The organism is Pseudoalteromonas sp. 1181_04 (assembly GCF_052850545.1).
The window spans coordinates 108,502-126,857 of record NZ_VXCS01000017.1; the positions used below are offsets into that span (position 1 = coordinate 108,502).

At 39.5% G+C, this 18,356-nt stretch carries 18 protein-coding genes; 10 read left to right on the plus strand and 8 right to left on the minus strand.

Annotated features, from left to right (window positions below):
- Positions 1-30: 30 nt before the first annotated feature.
- Entirely contained in the window at positions 31-567 is a 537-nt protein-coding gene (locus FW757_RS15330) for a lipocalin family protein (protein WP_149981969.1), read from the minus strand.
- A gap of 123 nt (positions 568-690) precedes the next feature.
- Here FW757_RS15330 and FW757_RS15335 point away from each other — a divergent pair, with 123 nt between their 5' ends.
- The 4 genes from FW757_RS15335 to FW757_RS15350 all read left to right on the plus strand — a co-directional run bounded on the left by FW757_RS15335 (position 691) and on the right by FW757_RS15350 (position 3,335).
- On the plus strand, positions 691-1,140 hold the full coding sequence (locus tag FW757_RS15335) for a YaiI/YqxD family protein (RefSeq protein WP_145239874.1): 450 nt from the start codon (positions 691-693) through the stop codon (positions 1,138-1,140).
- Positions 1,137-1,679 carry a DUF6942 family protein gene (locus tag FW757_RS15340; RefSeq protein WP_182739997.1) on the plus strand — a complete coding sequence of 181 codons (543 nt, stop codon included), beginning with the start codon at positions 1,137-1,139 and terminating at the stop codon, positions 1,677-1,679. The genes FW757_RS15335 and FW757_RS15340 overlap by 4 nt, the downstream gene beginning before the upstream one ends.
- A gap of 53 nt (positions 1,680-1,732) precedes the next feature.
- Complete coding sequence (locus tag FW757_RS15345; RefSeq protein ID WP_145239878.1) at positions 1,733-2,104, plus strand: response regulator; 372 nt, start codon at positions 1,733-1,735, stop codon at positions 2,102-2,104.
- A 397-nt stretch (positions 2,105-2,501) separates the two neighbouring features.
- Positions 2,502-3,335 (plus strand): substrate-binding periplasmic protein, encoded by an 834-nt coding sequence (locus FW757_RS15350; RefSeq protein WP_446441403.1) that lies wholly within the window; start codon positions 2,502-2,504, stop codon positions 3,333-3,335.
- An 80-nt stretch (positions 3,336-3,415) separates the two neighbouring features.
- Here FW757_RS15350 and FW757_RS15355 read toward each other — a convergent pair whose 3' ends face one another.
- Positions 3,416-4,126: a hypothetical protein gene (locus FW757_RS15355; protein ID WP_182783984.1), complete on the minus strand. Its 711-nt coding sequence runs from the start codon at positions 4,124-4,126 to the stop codon at positions 3,416-3,418.
- 323 nt (positions 4,127-4,449) lie between these two features.
- On the opposite strand from FW757_RS15355, the gene FW757_RS15360 reads away from it, so the two are divergent.
- Positions 4,450-5,448: a YecA family protein gene (locus FW757_RS15360; RefSeq protein ID WP_182739999.1), complete on the plus strand. Its 999-nt coding sequence runs from the start codon at positions 4,450-4,452 to the stop codon at positions 5,446-5,448.
- A 453-nt stretch (positions 5,449-5,901) separates the two neighbouring features.
- Here FW757_RS15360 and FW757_RS15365 read toward each other — a convergent pair whose 3' ends face one another.
- The 5 genes from FW757_RS15365 to FW757_RS15385 all read right to left on the minus strand — a co-directional run bounded on the left by FW757_RS15365 (position 5,902) and on the right by FW757_RS15385 (position 9,222).
- Positions 5,902-6,291: a hypothetical protein gene (locus FW757_RS15365; RefSeq protein WP_446441404.1), complete on the minus strand. Its 390-nt coding sequence runs from the start codon at positions 6,289-6,291 to the stop codon at positions 5,902-5,904.
- A gap of 20 nt (positions 6,292-6,311) precedes the next feature.
- Entirely contained in the window at positions 6,312-7,037 is a 726-nt protein-coding gene (locus FW757_RS15370; RefSeq protein WP_446441405.1) for a HipA domain-containing protein, read from the minus strand.
- 226 nt (positions 7,038-7,263) lie between these two features.
- Positions 7,264-7,551 carry a HipA N-terminal domain-containing protein gene (locus tag FW757_RS15375; RefSeq protein WP_259398490.1) on the minus strand — a complete coding sequence of 96 codons (288 nt, stop codon included), beginning with the start codon at positions 7,549-7,551 and terminating at the stop codon, positions 7,264-7,266.
- Entirely contained in the window at positions 7,535-7,855 is a 321-nt protein-coding gene (locus FW757_RS15380) for a helix-turn-helix domain-containing protein (protein ID WP_145242858.1), read from the minus strand. Before FW757_RS15380 ends, FW757_RS15375 begins: the two co-directional genes overlap by 17 nt.
- 815 nt (positions 7,856-8,670) lie before the next feature.
- Positions 8,671-9,222: a hypothetical protein gene (locus FW757_RS15385; protein ID WP_182831422.1), complete on the minus strand. Its 552-nt coding sequence runs from the start codon at positions 9,220-9,222 to the stop codon at positions 8,671-8,673.
- A 585-nt stretch (positions 9,223-9,807) separates the two neighbouring features.
- On the opposite strand from FW757_RS15385, the gene FW757_RS15390 reads away from it, so the two are divergent.
- Positions 9,808-10,827, plus strand: a complete 1,020-nt coding sequence (locus FW757_RS15390; RefSeq protein WP_446441406.1) for an NERD domain-containing protein — start codon at positions 9,808-9,810, stop codon at positions 10,825-10,827.
- A gap of 31 nt (positions 10,828-10,858) precedes the next feature.
- Here FW757_RS15390 and FW757_RS15395 read toward each other — a convergent pair whose 3' ends face one another.
- Positions 10,859-12,331, minus strand: coding sequence for a hypothetical protein (locus FW757_RS15395; RefSeq protein ID WP_182740603.1), 1,473 nt, complete (start codon positions 12,329-12,331; stop codon positions 10,859-10,861).
- Positions 12,332-13,026: 695 nt separating this feature from the next.
- Between FW757_RS15395 and FW757_RS15400 the strand changes: the two genes are divergently transcribed.
- From FW757_RS15400 to FW757_RS15415, 4 genes are all read left to right on the plus strand, one after another.
- Positions 13,027-13,683 (plus strand): hypothetical protein, encoded by a 657-nt coding sequence (locus FW757_RS15400; RefSeq protein ID WP_446441407.1) that lies wholly within the window; start codon positions 13,027-13,029, stop codon positions 13,681-13,683.
- A gap of 438 nt (positions 13,684-14,121) precedes the next feature.
- Complete coding sequence (locus tag FW757_RS15405) at positions 14,122-17,289, plus strand: DUF3427 domain-containing protein (protein WP_446441408.1); 3,168 nt, start codon at positions 14,122-14,124, stop codon at positions 17,287-17,289.
- Positions 17,290-17,399: 110 nt separating this feature from the next.
- Positions 17,400-17,774, plus strand: a complete 375-nt coding sequence (locus FW757_RS15410; protein WP_446441409.1) for an ASCH domain-containing protein — start codon at positions 17,400-17,402, stop codon at positions 17,772-17,774.
- Between the two features lie 37 nt (positions 17,775-17,811).
- Positions 17,812-18,327, plus strand: a complete 516-nt coding sequence (locus FW757_RS15415) for an ATP-binding protein (protein ID WP_446441410.1) — start codon at positions 17,812-17,814, stop codon at positions 18,325-18,327.
- Positions 18,328-18,356: the final 29 nt, after the last annotated feature.

The following is an 18,356-nucleotide window of genomic DNA, read 5'->3' on the forward strand; positions in this document are numbered from 1 at the left end:
ACTCTCTATCACTGTAAAGGGGATTTACAGTCATGGTGTACTGTTCTGTTTAACCATAATCAGGTTGTCAGTATCAAAGCCTTTTTGCTGCGCAAGTACTTTAAAGTCAGCTAAGCGTTGCTCACTCACTGTGGGGGTACGCGATAATAGCCACAAATAATCGTTATTGTAGCCAGATACGTACGCATATTGGTAATTTTGTTGATCTAACTTAAATACAATATAAGAGCTGTAAAAAGGACCAAAAAACGATACTTTTAAATGACCAACATCATTGCTATCAACAAATTTCGCAGTACCTTGAGCCTCACTCCATTTGTTTTCCTCGCTATTAAAACCACGGTTTAGCACAGTTACAGAGCCATCATCGTTAATTGTATAATCCGCTGTTATATTATCTAAACCCCGCTCAAAAGAGTGATCTAATCGGGCTATTTCATACCACTTACCTTGGTACTGTTCGATGGAAAAAGGACTCACTGGTGCAACCTTATCGGGCATGCCAGTACAGCCAAGCAGTAAACTACTGACGAACAGAGTAAGAGTGATAAATAATTGATTTTTCATCGTTGATTCCTTGATAGTTAATTAGGCCACCAACGCAGTAAAGCATAAAAAGTTCACTTAATACTAGTTGTTCTAAAAGCCTTAGGTTAGGATCATTTTTTTACTAACTATTAGAAGTTAACAATGAAGATATGGGTTGATGCTGACGCCTGTCCAGTGGTGATCAAAGAAATTTTGTTTCGTGCCGCAGAGCGTACGCAAACTGAAACAATTTTAGTCGCTAATCATGCAATGCGTATTCCGCCTTCAAAATACATTAGCCGGTTGCAGGTCTCATCAGGGTTTGATGTGGCTGATGACGAAATCGTCAAACGTATTGCAGCCAATGATTTAGTGATCACCGGTGATATTCCGCTAGCATCAGAAGTAATCGATAATGGCGGCCAAGCGCTAAATCCTCGCGGCGAACTGTATACTAGTGAAAATATTCGCTCGTTACTAAATGTGCGCGATTTTATGGATACTATGCGTTCAAGTGGCGTTGAAATGAACGGCGGACCGCCACCACTTAGCCAAAGTGATCGTCAAAACTTTGCTAATAATCTAGACCGCATTCTAGCTAAAAATAAATGAGTAAGGCTGCAAGTAATATAGGCTTTGGTGACCCAGCTTTTACAGTCGCTGTGTATATAGCGAATGTACCACCGATGCCACAGTACACCAACCTAAGTACAGTGACGTCATGTGTGGATGGACAAATTGCCAGCATCAACCAAGCCTGTGGTAATGGCTGGCGTAAAGTATTTAATGTATATGCTAAAGTGTTATTTGCACTGCCTAGCGAGTATTACCAATTCGCCAAACTCGCCCCGACTTGGCAACACTATCGTGATGAACAACTGCTGCAGCTTAATAGTCAAACTGCCTTACTTTTTAGCCCTCCGGTTTTAAATAACAATAATACCTTGCATATTATTGCCGGACGCACATATGCTAAAGCGCTGCTGCAGCAAGGACACTTACAGTGCCAATTACAGTGGTTAGATGAAGAATTTGCTATCGATAAAGTAAACAAGTTGATTGTGTGTCCATACTTTGATTACCGCCAACTTAGCAATATAAAAATAGCGCGACTTAGTCAGCTAGTTGCCCAGTGTTTTGTGGCAGAGTAAGACTTTGTTAACTAACCTTAAGGTAATTTGCATATTATGGACAATTTAACTTTATGAAAATCCTCGTCGTTGACGATATGCCTTTGATGCGCCATGTATTAATAAATATGTTAAGAAAACTAAATTATCACGATATTGTTGAAGCGACTGATGGAATACAAGCATTAAGTTTATTACAAAACCAAGGCTATGATTTAGTTATCACCGACTTGCATATGCCAAAAATGGATGGCAAAACTTTACTCAATCGTATTCGTGATGACCAAGAGTTAGCCGAAATCCCGGTGTTAATGATCACCTGCGAAGACAGCTCCACAGCAATCAAAGAAATTATCGCCGCGAAAGTGTCAGGCTTTATTGTAAAACCTTTTAATTTAAATGTGTTAGATAGCCAGTTAAAGAAAGTTATGAAGTTAGAAAGTTAGAAAGTTAGAAAGTTAGAAAGTTAGAAAGTTAGTCAATCTCAACGCAATGTTACTTTAAACATTGTTTAAGTGCGTCATCATCTTGCTGAAATCTAGATAATAACCAAGCTTGAAAAGCGATTACCTTTGGCCAATTAAAATGCTCCTTAGGGCCCACTAAATAATATTTATAGTGGCAGTTATATTCAAAATTAGGGTAAACTTCTAACTGCCCAAGTTTAATATGGGACTCAATTAAACGTCGCCTCACACCACAACCAGATAGGTTTCACTCATCAGATAACTCATATAACCCCAGCATAACTTTATGAACTAATTCGCTTTTACGTGATCGCTACTGTAGTATCATAAATGAGGAATTTATAACCAATGCAGATTTTTTTTACCATGATCATAAATGCTAAATTACACAATGCGAACAGCTAAACGATTACGTAATATATGCAACGCTAGTCTGTTACTACTGTTGTGTGTAAGTAACGCCACTAAAGCAGTACCGACAGCGCAAAGTATTGACTCAACGACAATTCAACTTAGCGCAGGTGAATGGCCGCCTTTTCTCAGTGAATCGCTGCCCTACCAAGGTGTAGTAGCGCATTTAATTCGCGATATATTTGCGGAAGCAGGCATTACCGTTAACTTTACATTTTTACCTTGGTCACGTGCATATCACGATACCGAAAATAACAAATATGCCGCTACTGCGGTATGGATGTTCAGTGACGAAAGAGCAACTGCTTACTTATATAGCGAACCGGTACTCAGTGAACGATTTGTGTTTTTTTATCAAAAGCAGCGCCATTTTGATTGGCAAAATATTGCAGATTTAAAAGGCCTATTACTCGGTGGTGGGCTTGGCTATAGTTATGGCCCAGAGTTTGATAAAGCCCTTGCCGAAGGCTCTTTTGAAATGTCGCGGGTAGGTAATACCGAGCAAAACTTTCGCCGTTTAGCACTAGGGCGTATCGACGCCTTTGCTGAAGAGCAAAGTGTTGGCTACTTTACCCTCAAACACCAACTGCCCGATCTTGTTAATGTTATTAGCCACCACCCCAAACCCCTGTTAATTAATAAAAGCTTCTTACTATTTCCAAAAAATAACAGCGAAAGTGAAAAACTGCTCAACACCTTTAATCAGTACTTATCACAGTTTAAGCACAACGGCCGTTACCAATCTTACTTTAAAGGTTTAGAGCAAGGTGATTATCAGCCCCAAGCCAAACTACAGTAACGAGTTAACCCGTAGTTCATACTTTACGTGACAATAAGCCTAACCTAACCCGGCGTTTACTTAGAGCGACTTGTTTGCACTTAATCTTTAAACCAGCGGTAAGCGCCAAAAACTCCCATAAAGGCAAGACAACCAACAGCCACTAATTGCCAAACTTTGTAGTTGTAGCCTTCTTTTTCCAAAGCAACTGTATTCAAACGGGTATCAGCTTTTGACACTGGGGTTAGCGTCATCGAATGTGTAATTGTGGCTATTGCAGTAGCGTTTTGTTGAGATAAAACAACCGTTGGCTGTTTAACATTCGCGCTTGCTTTGCTTGGTGCTTGCCACTGGGCTTCAAATTTTGCACGCTGCTCAGCTCGATTTTCACTGCACCAAACAAAGTCAGTTTGTTGCATTTCTTTAGCACGGCAGCGCTCAGGATATTGGTAAAAGCTACTCCACGCGAGTCGCTTGCTATCACTGTCGTATGTTTTACTATAGACCGTTGAGTCATGAACTTTTTTAGTTAATAAATCATTCGCAGATGAGCGAGTATAAGTTCGTGAACCTGAACTGTGGCTCCTCCAATTAGTTGGGCTTATGCAGTGACGACCTAATATTTCAAACAACTCAGTTGAGCGCCTGCGTAAACGCTCACCTTCAGCTGCCTTATATCCTGCCCTCATTCTATCCTGAACTTTTTCTCGCTCGGCTTTAATAGCATCACACCGTGATTGCGAATACTGCTCTGCGGCCAATGTGCTATTGGTTGAAATCACGCAGATAGCCAATAAAATCCTTTTAATCATAATAAATCACTGTCGTTAAATTAGGGATAGCGTAGCATTTTTTACGCTAGCAGCAAGACTTTCAATTAGAAGTTTCCGACAACCATTCGCCTCCCCCTGTGTCAGGATAGTTGTCGCCTCTAATATTTAGTAGAGGCAAATAGCTTGCTTAATTGCCTCATTGTGTGAGTTAGCGAGTTTATGCAAACATCCTAGCGCTTTTACAATTGTAGGAACCAGCTACTTAAGTTTGCTAATATCAAATCAATGCAAACCTTACTTTGACCCAACGTCAGTAAATTGATTAGAATTACGCAAAGTTTCAAAACTAAGAGTTATTTCATATGAAGTTAGGCAGAAACGATCCATGCTCGTGTAATAGCGGTAAAAAATATAAGCGTTGTTGTATGGATAGCGCATCAAAGCAGCACAGCGAAGTATTTGACGAAATAGCACACACTATTGCTGCTAACCCTGATTTAAGCCTAGATGAAATGAACCTGATAGCTCAACATAAAATTTCAGGCATCAACAATAGTTCATTAGATGATTTTTGCGGCCTGTCAGCCAATCAAATGGATAATTGGCTAAGAGCACCATTTAATGAGTTGGCAGGGGTAACAATAAGTATACCGAATGAGCTAACAACAAGTCCTGTGATGCGCTACTTAGCGATAATACTAGATGAAGCGATGCAACAAGGAGGATCATTTAAAGCAACAACCAAAGGTAATTTACCAGCCAAAATAGCCAAGCAAGCAAGTGAATTACTCCCAGAGTTTGCCGTATCTGAGCATGAAAAGCCTGTCAGTATCAGTGAGTTTGCAGGTAGTAACGAAGACAAAATTAACGCCTTACATTACACCCGAATTTTGGCAGATATTGCAGGCATTATTTACCTTAAGAGCGGCCGTTTCCATGTTAAAAAAACCGCCCAAAAACAGTATCAAACACAGGGTATAAAAGCTTTCTTCTTACCCATGCTTGAAGCTGCCACCACACGCTATAATTGGGCCTATTTTGATAGCTTTGTCAGTGATTGCGATCTACGTACTTTTTGGGTATTTATGCTATGGCGGATCCAAAGTCACGGTTCAGTTGAGCAATTGACTGAAGAAGTCATTACCGCATTTCCTGCCCTACTAAATGAAGTGCCAGCTACGCAATACAAAGAACCACAAGATCTGTTAGGTGTTTTAATCAGATCCCGTTTTATAGAGCGGTTTTTAGAGTTTTGGGGATTTATTACGGTAAACCCTAAGCGCTTTGCAGATGGCAAACCCATTGCGATAAAAACAAATATACAACCGTTACTAAAGCAAACCTTTGCGTTTGATATATAAAGCTCATGCCATTATTCGCCTCACACAGTGAGGCAAGTAATAAACTTAATTGCATCATTGTGTGAGTTTGCGAATTGAAATCGTAGGAACTGGCTTTAGCCGTGATTATCTTAAAACCACTTTCACCACCGAGGGCCACCGAGGCGCTTCGCTGCACGGAGAAGATAAAAAGTGCTTTGAGCGACAGTCTGCGGAATACACCCTAGCCCTTAACGCCTTTTACCACCGTAGGCGTTAAGCTTGCTGACGCGGTCTTTATATTCTTTCTCTAAAGCGCAGCGCCTCTTAATCTCTGTGGTGAATACATCACTTACAATCAATTTGCACAAAGAGAAGATAATGAGGGTAAATGAGAAGGTAAAAGCTTCGGGCTACGAGTCGCGAGCGACGTGCTATGAATTCAGCCTAGCACCTAGTCACTTCCCTATCGCCTTTTACTTACACCGAAGAAACTTAAATAAACGCTTTCATACTTGGTAACAGCTCAACCTGCTCACTCAGTTCGCCAGCTGCTTTATTGATAATGTTAATACATAAGCCGATATGTTCTAGTTCACTATTAGACAAATTATTTGCAATAGCAGTCGCTTTAGCCATTGTTATTGCAGCTAATACTGACTGAATTGTTTGACTCATCAGTAGCTGCATACGCGCAAGAGAAATATCAAACTCATCAGCAAAATCAGCTAACATATAAGCCGTTATTTCATTACTAAAATTACCCGCGCCTTGTGAATTATAGTCACCTAGCGACATTGCATAATGCCTTGAAATAGCTAGCTTTGAACCACCTTTTGCACAATCAATCCCCGCCTGTTCAATAATAGCCTCTATATTAACCAAGTCGTAAAACGGTGTGAGCTCTAAACCATTTTGCCAACAAAAAAACTAATGTTCTTACCATGAGCATCATAATTACGCACTAAAATATTAAATGTTATCCAGCGAATAAGTTGCGCCTGATACGCTTGCACATTCACTGTTTCAATATTAAAGAGCTTAGGAAAAGAAACCCCATCTCGAATATAAATACCGTCGCCTTCATCACCGTGCTGACGCTCATATTTATAAGAAGGAGGCAAATTTGTCGCTTGGCACCCATCAATAACATGACGACGTAACACTCGGTTTTGCTCTTTAACAACACGCCTATCAAAACGATCGATAACAAAGGCCCGCATTTCACCATAGCTACGCAATTCAACGTCAGGCACATCAAGTCCTGCGCCTCTTGCCAGCAACATAGTAAATAACTCATTTACGGCAATGAAAGGCGCAGCGCCCGTTTCAAACTTAAATATTTTATTAGAACATAATTCGCCTTCACCAAACCCCAGCCTGCCGTCGATTTCGAGTAAGTTAAGCTTATCTTGAACCCCAGCGACAGAGAGCCTCGTTCGCCCGTCCCATAATGTAATAGGCTCGCCCGCTTGCTTAAAACGGTTCAACTTTTGACTCAATTGGTGATTCGTTACTTCACGAAAGGAGGTTTGCTTTACTGCACAATTACTTGCTCTAAACGATAAAGCACCTGATGTCTCCTCGCCAATCACTTTAATTAAGCCAAGGGTATACTCAAACCACCTCAAGATGCAGAATTCAGCGTTTCACAGGAGCTTAATATCAAGGCGTTACTTTGCAAGAATGGCAGTCCCTTTTAAGAAGTAACAACGCTGAGAGTAAGTGCCTGTGAAACGCCCAGCGGGTTGGTTTAAAAGCAATTTATACTGCGTTATTGATTTTAACAATAGAACCACTATTACTTGCAATCAATGCCTTGCCTAAATCGCTTTTAATTCCAACTGAAACTCGTATCTAGAGGTAGTTTGAGTATGTATTCTTAGAAATGGTCGTGCTACTGATGATCTCCTCAAGGCCTTTCCCCTCAGGCAATAAGTTTTGCAAATAATTACGTACTGCACGAGAGTCAAAATCGCCATTGAGTGGCAAATGTGGTGAAACTGCAAAACCCTCGTTGATCCATTTAGCCTCATAAGTAAATGAAATCTCATTTTCAGAGCCTATTGCCAGCGTTATCTCAGCCACCTTTTGCGATTGACCGATAAACACATCTAAACGATTGGTGTTAGTACCACTGTTCATCGCTCACCTCATCATTGCTATGAGCTATATCATCACTGACAAGGCTGAACGACAACCCTAAATACTCCATAACTTTTAGTACATTATGCAGTTGCACAGTTACATCACCTTTTTCTATTTTTATTAGCGTAGGCTTAGAAATAGCAAGCGCTTGTGATACATCCACTAATGTCAGCTTCATACCAGTTCGCTTTGCAGTAATGGCTTTAGCCAGCTGCATGGGTGAAAATGGCTTAGAAAGCTCAGGCATTTCAGTACGCTTAACAACTCTTCCGAGTGTTTTTTTGACGGAGGAATCGCTCATTTATGGTCAACTATAGTTTACTTATACAACCAATTCTAGAATACCTTAAGAAAAAGTCAACGATACTTTACTTTTAGACTAAATAATTAATCAACAAGACCATAAGTAAAATGCATTTAACTTATGAATACTTGTAATTAAATTAAAACCCATAAGTAAATTTTAATTGACTAGTTTATAGCGTAAAACTGGTAAGTTGAAAAACGGGCTACGGTTACATCCTAGCTCCTAGTCACTACCCTAGAACCTAGCGCCTTTGCCTTAATCTATGATTGTTTTAAAACCAATTTTACCACCGAGCTCACCGAGGCGCGGCGCTACACAGAGAAGATAAAAAGTGCTTCGAGCGACGGGCTTCGAGCGACGAGCTACGAGCTACGAGCTACGAGCAAATCCTAGCTCCTTTTAGCACCGTAGGCGTTAAGCTTGCTGACGCGAAAAGCGAAGTTTTTGAATTGTAGCGGGAGTGTATCTCGCGCTTTGGTTTTTAATTAAATTTTACAAACCCATGCCTGCTAATTTAATTTTTGTAGCATAACCTCTTGCAGAAAACACTTTACATACGTGGTAAACAGAATCATCTTTATCAGCAGATACTCTATACGCTATTTGGGCTAGTTATTTAGCGACATACATAGGAGATGCCGCTAATCCTTGTGGTCTTGGAACAAAGTGCATGGCCTTAGTACATTCTTTTGATGAAGCTAACATTTCCCAAACTAACTCAATCACTTTATCGTTAATCTCTATTTGGCTAGCTGTGCCTTTACTAAAAGATCTTTTTTACGTCCTTGTCATCAATACCTTCATATTTTTTAGATATCATCCATTCCTTTGTTAAACATTATTTTTATCAGCAATTCTTTTCTTCCGTCGGTTCCTATACCAATAAACTCGTTAGGTTTACCTTCTTCAATATAAGCAACATAGTTTTTGTAAGCCGAATTTTTTATTTCTAAATCAAAGAAGTAAACCCCACCTTTATCATATTTAATACCACTAGTAGTTGATTTTAAAAGGTTCTTTCTTTGGGCTTTTATATATTCGTTTTCAGGTTCACCTTGAGGTATATATATAGATAAAAGGAGTTCTTTCACTGTCAATTTATTACCTGAAACAAAGAAGTGATCTTCATGTGTGAAGTTTTCATCTTCAAATGAAATATCAATATAAGAACCCTCTTTCTTTAATTTATAGCCCACGATATTGCCTTCATTATCAACGGCTTTTTTACAGCTATCAAAGGGTGCTATTGGCTTTACTAATTGATAAATAGTGCGATCTTTACCCTGTAAGTCGCAATCTAAAATAGCTGCATTTACATGAAGCGAGCATAGAGCTAAAAAAGAGAGGTAGATTATTTTCATTTATATCCTTTAAATTAAATATGTTCCTATTTTGATGGTATCTGTTTTTTTTATATGCAGCAATACCCATACAATATATGCAATTACTCCATAATCTTAATACGCTTAGCTTGTTGAAGCGAAAAGCGCAGCTTTTAAATTGTAGGCGAGTTTATCTCGCGCTTTGGGTTTTAATTGCAAACTTTTAGTTATGTCGCGTTGGCGACGGCAACCAAGGGGCGTATAACGCCGTACGCCCCTTGGAACCCCACGGCGCCCCGAGGATCACACTGCTTCCTCAATTTAAATTAATGATATGAACGTAAATGCTGTGTATTCGCCGTCCATGGCGAAGTCACAGCTTAACGCGCATCCATGCGCTGTTATTACTCATCATTAATTTAATTTCGGGTGTGATCACGGGGGAACTGTCTTCACAGCAGTGTGTAATTTTGCCGTAGGCGTTAAGCTTGCTGACGCGAAAAAGCATACTGTGATCTTCAGTGTTAAATTTGCTGAATATTTAAAATCAAATTAATCAGAGCAGTATTTTTATTAGGTACTTCAATGTTATTCTATACAAATACATGACTGAAAGGACTCCGCATGATTTTAAAAGATAAAACGCTCGTCACAACCAACTCAGCAAAATTAAAAGCAGGCCAAAAACAAGAGCTAGACGTAGCATTTTACTTACGCCGCGCATTTAAAGACCACCCTCAAGTATTTGTGTTTAATGATGTAAAGTTTAAACACAACGGCGAAAGCGCACAGATAGACCACCTTATTGTTTATACCTACGGGTTTATTCTTATTGAATCAAAAAGTATTACTGGTGAAGTTGCAATAAACCAACATCAAGAGTGGAGTCGCAGTTACCGTGGGCAATGGCAAGGTATGCCGTCACCTATCAAACAAGTTGAGCTACAATTGGCATTACTAAAAAGTTTAGTAAGAGACAATGCTCCTCAACCCCTGCCAAAGATGTTTGGTAAAATACAGCAAAATTTTGGTGGCCGTGAATGGTATAGCATCTGCGCAATATCGAGTAATGCCATAATTAATCGAGATAACACGCCAAAAACGCTTGAAGAGCGACTCGTTAAATCAGAGTTTATAGCGGATAAACTTTTAGACATAATGAAGCTACCGACATCAATACCAAATGCCCTGCACTTTTTCTCAACCAATACTCGCCCATGGTTTAGTGAAGAAAGCTTAGCTAGGATCTGTCAGTTTCTTTTGGAGCAAAGTATTACTCCTGCCACACAGTTAAAACCTGATGCGTTAGCAACAAGCCTCAACGAGCCAAGCCCGATTTATCAAAATGAATCAACAGCTCTTGCACCAAGATCTATTGTTCCAACAATTAAAGAAGAGCAACCAAATGTTGTCAATGAAGTAAATTTACAATGTAAACAGTGCAGTAATAGCAAGACGCTTAAAGCGCGCTCAGGCCGCTACGGCTATTTTGTTACATGTGCTGAGTGCGATACCAACACACCAATGAAAACGTCTTGCCCGCAATGTAACAGCGCTAATACCAAAGTGAGCAAACGCAAAGAGTCTTATTCATTAGTGTGTAGTGATTGTGAAAACACTGCGTTTTTCAGACTTGATGGTTAAAGCTCGATAGCATTCAAAAATAAGAGGTATATCATTCCGGAAATTCATCAACCACTTCCACTGTTGCTATGTGTGATTTTAAAACATCATTATCTGTATAGTTTATTTGAAAATACAAAGTACCCTTTTTAAAAGGTTGAGCTTTCACTGATGGCATCAATTTGTAACATCTATATTTATTGTAAGATGGTAATTTCTGTTGTGGGCTTCCATCAAACAAAGGCAATGCTTGTGTCAATTTAAATCGTGTAGGAATATCTAAGCAAATAGCCCCACTAGTTGAGCCTTTTAAAATATACTGTGTATTGTTTGAGGAGTTATTTGAAACGAGTTTTATACCATTTTGCTTCATTGCTGCTAATTGCTTTTGAGCCTTATTTAAAGAAGCGATAGGTGCAGTAAGGTTATCACTTTTAATACCAGTAGAGCTTTTTAGTAACCCATTTATTTCAGCCTCTATTGGGTAAAGTAGTTTTCGCTTTTCCCATAGCTCTGGGTCCCCACCTTTGAGAATAGATAATCTAAGCCAAGTTTTATCAGTAAAATAATTAACTTTCTCCGTGCTTCCATCTGACTTTTCATCTGACTTTGACTTATGAACTAACCCTTCGCTACGCACTTCAAGCGTTTGTGGCTCCACATCTGATAAAGATGACCCAGCGGGTGTATCAGTTAAACCAATTGTCATTGCTGTAATTGGAGAAAGTAATATATCTGTAGCGTAACCAACAGGGTTGCGTATCCCTTCTTCTTTACTGAAATAGTCGTAACATCGCCCAATAGCACACACTTCTTTCTTTATAAGCACTATTTCACCAGCTTTTAAAGGCAGAACATTTACATTATTGTTACCACTATGTCTATATAGCGAATTACCTGCAACAAAGTCCAAATCTAGCTGGAATACTAAGTCATTATCATTTGTACCTGTAACAGACTTTGCGATCTCTTTAGCTACTTTTATTTCTTCTGTGGTTACGGGGTTTGATAGACTTAGAGCCTCTCCTGCTGCTGCGATAAAATCAATAATACTTCCGGCTTTATCATTTTCATCTAAATCGTACTCATAGATTTTTAATTTGAGACTTAATAAGTCACTCTCCATTCGTTTAGGACCATATAGCGCTTTATGGAAAAATGGAGCTTTCGTAGCATCTGCAATTGAATCATACGGGCCTAATATTTTGGTAATAGTATCGCTTGATGTTCCTGTTACAACTTCTTCAAATTCAGCGACAATCAAAACTTCATTATCTCCGCCAATATCTGGTAGGTATCTTAGATAGGTATCCGTTAAATAAATACTAAAAGTATCATCGCCGCTTAAAGCATGAGCTTCATCAGTTTTATATATCATACCGTCAGCACTATACAATTCTTTGGCAGTAACAAGAGGAGAGGTAAGGTTTTTATCTGAACCGACGGAATAAATGGAGATATCACCGGTGCTTGCAGTGCAAGCACATAAAAGAGAACATAAAACAATAAATAATAAAAGCTTCATCAGAAATTCCTTTTCAACAAACTTAATGACTGGTTAAAATTTAGACCAAACAACATCAATGTCAACTTTTTATTAACACTTGTTACTTTGTAATCTCATGGCTTACATTTTGTACTGGCTAAAGGGATTTAGAAACTTAGAATTTGTCGGGAATAAAATTCCGCCATGCAATCAATTACTCATCAATTGAGTCTTTTCAGGCAAAGTAACGGGGGAGTTTTCTTAACAGCATCGTTTAGGTTGACCGTAGGCGTTAAGCTTGCTGACGCGAAAAGCGCAGCTTTTAATATCTAAGCTCGATGCCTGTAACTCGGTGCTCGTCGCTTTTATTTATACATGTCGCATTGGCGACGGCAACCAAAGAGAAGTAACCGCCGACTTCTCTTTGGAATCTCTCGGCGCCCCGAGGATCACACTATTTCCTCAATTTAAATTAATGATATGAACGTAAATGCTGTGTATTCGCCGTCCATGGCGAAGTCACAGCTTAACGCGCATCCATGCGCTGTTATTACTCATCATTAATTCAATTTCAGGTGTGATCACGGGGAACTGTCTTAGCGACGGCGTTTAAGCAAGTTTGTCGTTGTACACCGAGTTATGTATATTGAATTGAACTATGTCCTAATAGATTTGCAGAGAAATATTAGATCATACTAAAAACCGAAAACTCTTTAATTTAAGGAAACTCAGATATGGACATATTTCAATATTGGGAAAACATGAAGCAAGCGTCAGATTATAAACATCCTGACGATCTTATTGTTTTGAAAGAACTTGAAGATGACATCAAAGGGGATATTAACTTTGACTTCCCTCCGGGCCCGTACTGGGGACCAATTAAAAACGCAAAAATAGTACTCTGCTACGCAAACCCAAGCATTAACTCTCCATCTCTCGATACATTAAAATCTAAACATAATACAGTTACACTCATCAACCAATTAAAAGGAACTGAAAAATACCCTTATGAGTTAGATGGTTGGGGAAAATGGTTTGAGCAAAAAGCTAAAAGCTTATTTCCTGACATTAATAAGGAGCAAAGGTTAGAGCAGGCCAGCCATCAAATGGCTGTAATAAACCTAATCCCCTATGCTTCAGAAAATATGGATAATTTAGCAAGTATCGCAAATTGTTTACCAAGCTCGTGGGTAGCACAACAGTTTCTCAGAGAGTATCTAATACCTAAAGCTAAGGAGGGTGAGATTTTGCTTATTATGTGTCGTTCAGCCCATCTTTGGGGATTAAAGTCATCTCATGGCTCAGAAAACATAATAATCAATAAAACTCGTATGGGTTTTACAACGGAAGTTAAAGACAAAGTGCTCGCTTGGAGACAAGGCAACTTGTAGCTATGAATGTTCTACTGAAAAATATTTTTATCTAGCTAATGTCGCGTTGGCGACGGCAACCAAGGGGCGTACGATTTTCAAAGTTGACTCTGCTGCAAGTAATTCATCCGTGAAGCTGGGTTCCTGTCAGCATCCATGCTTCCACTTCCTCGCGCTGCGAAACTTCGTTTCGGTCACTCGTCACCTACGGCGCCCCGTGGATTTTACAGTTTCCTCAAAACCTCAATTGATATGAACATAAACGCCGTGTATTCGCCATCCATGGCGAAGTCACGGCTTTAATTGCTTCCATGCAATTAATTACTCATCAATTGAGGTTTTTCGGGCAAAATGACCGGGGGATTTTCTTGGCAGCTGCCTTTAATCCAATAATGAGTTAATGCTTGTTTACATTGGTTTTTTTAGTAAACTGAATGCTCGCAAACATGGAGTGATTTAATGCAGCAAATTGGTATTTACGAGCAGTTAATTACACAAGTAATTAAGCAAAATTTAAATCGTGACCAATTTTATGTGGGCGAACGCCAACTAGAATCGGCTGAGGCGGCTACGTGGCTTTCGCGCTTTTTAGGTAAGCTTGTTGAACATGCAATCGATGCAATCCCTAATTCAAGCGAGCGTTTACAAGAGCAAATTAATCTCGCAAACAGCCTTGTGCTTTGGCTTAAAGATCATATTCGCGATGACGAGCTGATCAACGAAAACCTTATCGACAGCCAAGGGCGTATTCTTACTGCACTGTTTAATACCCAAAATCCCATTGCGGCCAATCTTAAAGATTACTCTCACGATATTTTTCCGCTAACAGGGCTTACCCAAAGCGAATTGTTTAGCGGTGCGAATGCGGGTATATCGCTCGAAACCGAGCTAAAACGCGAGATTAAATCGTCCGACACTATTTACTGGCTTGTCTCATTTATAAAATGGACGGGGTTACGCATATTTAAAAATGAGCTTGAAGCCTTTACCAAAAGCGGTAACAAACTCAAAGTAATTACCACCTCGTATATGGGCGCAACGGATGCTAAAGCGGTTGAGTTTTTAGCAAACTTGCCAAACACTGAGGTAAAACTTAGTTACAACAACCAACAAGAGCGCTTACACGCAAAGTCATACTTGTTCATGCGTAATACGGGTTTTCATACCGGTTATATTGGCTCGTCTAATTTATCGCATTCAGCGCTTACCAGCGGCCTTGAGTGGAACTTAAAAATTACCGCGCAAGAAATACCGCATATCATAGCTAAAACCAAAAGTACCTTTGAAACCTACTGGCAATCACCCGATTTTGAGCTGTTTACTGGTAAAGTTGAATGTAAAGAAAAGCTCATAAATTCACTTAATGAGCAACGCGGTGTTGGCCAAGCAAGCAGCCAGTTTTATTTTGATATCACACCAAAAACCCATCAGCTCGCTATTTTAGAAAAACTAAGCGTAGAGCGCAGCGTACATAATCGTTTTAAAAATTTAGTGGTGGCCGCAACGGGCACTGGTAAAACAATAATATCGGCGTTCGATTTTAAAACCGTTTACGACAAAAACCCAAATGCACACTTTTTGTTTGTAGCCCACCGCGAAGAAATACTCCAACAAGCGCAAAGCGCTTACCGTGGCGTGCTTAAAAATAACGACTTTGGTGAGCTGTGGGTGGGTAACTACAAACCACAGCGCTATAACCAATTATTTGCGTCAATCCAAACGCTGAATAGCCAAATTGAATCGCTCAATCTAACCCACGATTACTACGACTACATTGTGATAGACGAAGTGCATCACGTAAGCGCCGCCAGTTATCGCGCTATACTAAATCACTTTACGCCCACAATATTACTTGGCTTAACTGCCACACCAGAGCGACAAGACGGTGCCAATATACTCGATGATTTTTGCGACGTAATAGCCGCTGAAATTCGCTTGCCAGAGGCAATAAATCAACGCCACTTATGCCCATTTCAGTACTTTGGCCTTGATGATGACACCGACCTAAGTCAAATAACATGGCGTGGTGGCCGTTACGATATAAGCGAGCTAAGTAACCTTTATACAGGCGAGAACAGCCGCGCTAAAAAAATTATATCGAGCCTTGCTGATATAGTGACTAATGTTCACGATATAAAAGCGTTGGCATTTTGTGTAAGCCAAAAGCACGCAGAGTTTATGGCATCTAAGTTTAACTTAGCCGGCATAAACGCCGACGTGCTGATCAGCAAAAACACCAATGAACGGGCGCACAAACAACAAGCACTGCGCCAAGGCGAAATACAAATACTGTGTGTGGTTGATATTTTTAACGAAGGGGTCGATATTCCAGAGGTTGATACTCTGTTATTTTTACGCCCAACTGAAAGCTTAACGCTGTTTTTACAGCAACTCGGCCGTGGCCTGCGCCTGCCCGACAACAGCTTTTCTTTAGGTAGATCAAAGCAGTGCTGTACCGTACTCGACTTTGTCGGTAATGCCCGTCCAGAATATGACTTTGCCAGTAAATTCCGCGCGCTAATTGGTAAAAGCAACCAACCGATAAAAACCGAGATTGAAAACAACTTCCCGCATTTACCGCTGGGTTGCCGTATAGAGCTACAAAAGCGCACACAACAAACAATATTAAAAAATATTCAGCAAGCTATAAACTCTAAACGCCGTTTACAGCAGCTGATAAATAGCTATTCGCAACATACCAATGACACGCTAACCCTAAGTAATTTTTTACGCATAAACCCCCAGGTCACGCTTGAAGATATTTACAAACCAAAAGATAAAAAACTCGGTGGCTGGCACTGGCTAAAAGGGGATGAAATACCCGCAGAGCAAGCCGACATTTACGCCGCGTATTACCGCGCTATAAACACCCAATTACTCGGCTGCGACTCGCTCAGTTACTTATGCTTTTTACGTGATTTATGTAACAACGACTTTAGTTTGACGCCAACGTCGCAAAACCAACAGTACGCGCTTATGGCGCATTACAATTTTTGGGATACCACAGGCACAAGTTTAGGGTTTAAAACCCTCGAACAGAGCTTACAAGCCCTTAAACACCAAGAGCTACAGCACGAACTTGCTCAAGTAATTACGCTGTTAATAAACCGCATTCAACAGCAAGAAAGCGATTTAACGTGCCTACCTAATCACGCAATAAAATTACACAGCCGCTACACGCGCCAACAAATACTCGCCGCGTTTGGGGCGCACTCGTTTGATAAAAAATCGACCGCTCGCGAAGGCGTTTTAGAATTTAAAAACCAAAACCTAGAGCTGCTATTTGTAACACTCAACAAGTGCGAAAAAACCTACTCGCCCACCACGCTGTATCACGACTACGCAATCAGCCCTACTCTGTTTCATTGGCAAACGCAAAACAGCGCCCGACCAGAACACGGCCGCGGCCTAAGTTATATTGAGCATCAAAAAACAGGTAAAACCATTCTGTTATTTGTCCGCGAACAAGGCAAAGACGAAAACGGCCGAACCATGGGGTTTGTAAACTACGGCGAGGTTAAATACCAAAGCCATAACGGCAGCCAGCCGATGAATATAACGTGGAAATTAACAAGCCCCATGCCAAGTGAAATGTGGCATGAGGCTGGAAAATTGGCAGTTGGGTAATAATAATCTGTATAAAAAGACAGTATTTATATATACTCTCCAAACTAATTGATAGGTCTTGCCCAAGGTTTATATGAGTCGGCAAGCAAACGAAAAGCAGTGAATAATCAATGAAAGCATTACTTTCTATAAAGCCAGAATTTGTATCTAAAATTTTTACAGGTGAAAAAATATTTGAATACCGCAAAGCTGTTTTTAAGCGTCCCATGATAAAAACGGTAGTAATTTACTCAACAATGCCTGTTGGAAAAATAGTTGGGGAGTTTGAAGTTGAAGAAATAATAGAATTACCACCAGAAGAGCTATGGCATAAGACAAGTAAATATTCAGGTATATCCAAAGAGTTTTTTGATAGCTACTTTATTGAAAAAAATACGGCTTTTGCTATAAAAATAAAAGATTTTATTCGCTATGAAGAACCTGTTGACCCTTATCTAGCTTACAATAATTTTAAAGCTCCACAATCATTTAAGTATATTGACTGAATTTTAATTTGTATTTAAAAAGTTTAAGGACTGGAAATTGAAAAAAATCATTTTTGTCTCTGGTATACATGGTGCTGGGAAAGGTACTTTATGTTCGCAACTAAGTTCAATAACTAGGCTCTCCAAATACTCATGTAGCCAAATAATAAAAGATAATTCTGATTATAAAGAAACTAGTAAGTTAGTGAGTAGTGCTGAAAAAAATCAAACGATTTTATTGCATGGTATTTCAATCTTAAAAGAAACTAATTTTTTACTTGATGGACATTTTTGCTTGTTAGCGAAAGATCAATCTATTATTGAAATCGATGACACAATTTTTACAAAAATAGGCCCGACTAAGATTATTCATGTGACATGCGATGAAAATACTATAGAGCAAAGACTAAAAAATAGAGATGGACACAGCATTGATAGAAATATCTTAAAAGAAATGCAATATAAAGAAACTGTTAAAGCAAGAAAACTTGCCTTCAAGCTCAATGTACCTATTTATGAATATAAATCTGGTGACAATATTTCAGAATTGATAGATTGGTTAAAAAACAATTAATTTTAATAACCAATCATTACATGTTACAT

Coding starts and splice junctions, on each gene's coding strand:
- FW757_RS15330 (WP_149981969.1), bottom strand. CDS start 567: ATGAAAAATCAATTATTTATCACTCTTACTCTGTTCGTCAGTAGTTTA.
- FW757_RS15335 (WP_145239874.1), top strand. CDS start 691: ATGAAGATATGGGTTGATGCTGACGCCTGTCCAGTGGTGATCAAAGAA.
- FW757_RS15340 (WP_182739997.1), top strand. CDS start 1,137: ATGAGTAAGGCTGCAAGTAATATAGGCTTTGGTGACCCAGCTTTTACA.
- FW757_RS15345 (WP_145239878.1), top strand. CDS start 1,733: ATGAAAATCCTCGTCGTTGACGATATGCCTTTGATGCGCCATGTATTA.
- FW757_RS15350 (WP_446441403.1), top strand. CDS start 2,502: ATGCTAAATTACACAATGCGAACAGCTAAACGATTACGTAATATATGC.
- FW757_RS15355 (WP_182783984.1), bottom strand. CDS start 4,126: ATGATTAAAAGGATTTTATTGGCTATCTGCGTGATTTCAACCAATAGC.
- FW757_RS15360 (WP_182739999.1), top strand. CDS start 4,450: ATGAAGTTAGGCAGAAACGATCCATGCTCGTGTAATAGCGGTAAAAAA.
- FW757_RS15375 (WP_259398490.1), bottom strand. CDS start 7,551: ATGAACAGTGGTACTAACACCAATCGTTTAGATGTGTTTATCGGTCAA.
- FW757_RS15380 (WP_145242858.1), bottom strand. CDS start 7,855: ATGAGCGATTCCTCCGTCAAAAAAACACTCGGAAGAGTTGTTAAGCGT.
- FW757_RS15385 (WP_182831422.1), bottom strand. CDS start 9,222: ATGAAAATAATCTACCTCTCTTTTTTAGCTCTATGCTCGCTTCATGTA.
- FW757_RS15390 (WP_446441406.1), top strand. CDS start 9,808: ATGATTTTAAAAGATAAAACGCTCGTCACAACCAACTCAGCAAAATTA.
- FW757_RS15395 (WP_182740603.1), bottom strand. CDS start 12,331: ATGAAGCTTTTATTATTTATTGTTTTATGTTCTCTTTTATGTGCTTGC.
- FW757_RS15400 (WP_446441407.1), top strand. CDS start 13,027: ATGGACATATTTCAATATTGGGAAAACATGAAGCAAGCGTCAGATTAT.
- FW757_RS15405 (WP_446441408.1), top strand. CDS start 14,122: ATGCAGCAAATTGGTATTTACGAGCAGTTAATTACACAAGTAATTAAG.
- FW757_RS15410 (WP_446441409.1), top strand. CDS start 17,400: ATGAAAGCATTACTTTCTATAAAGCCAGAATTTGTATCTAAAATTTTT.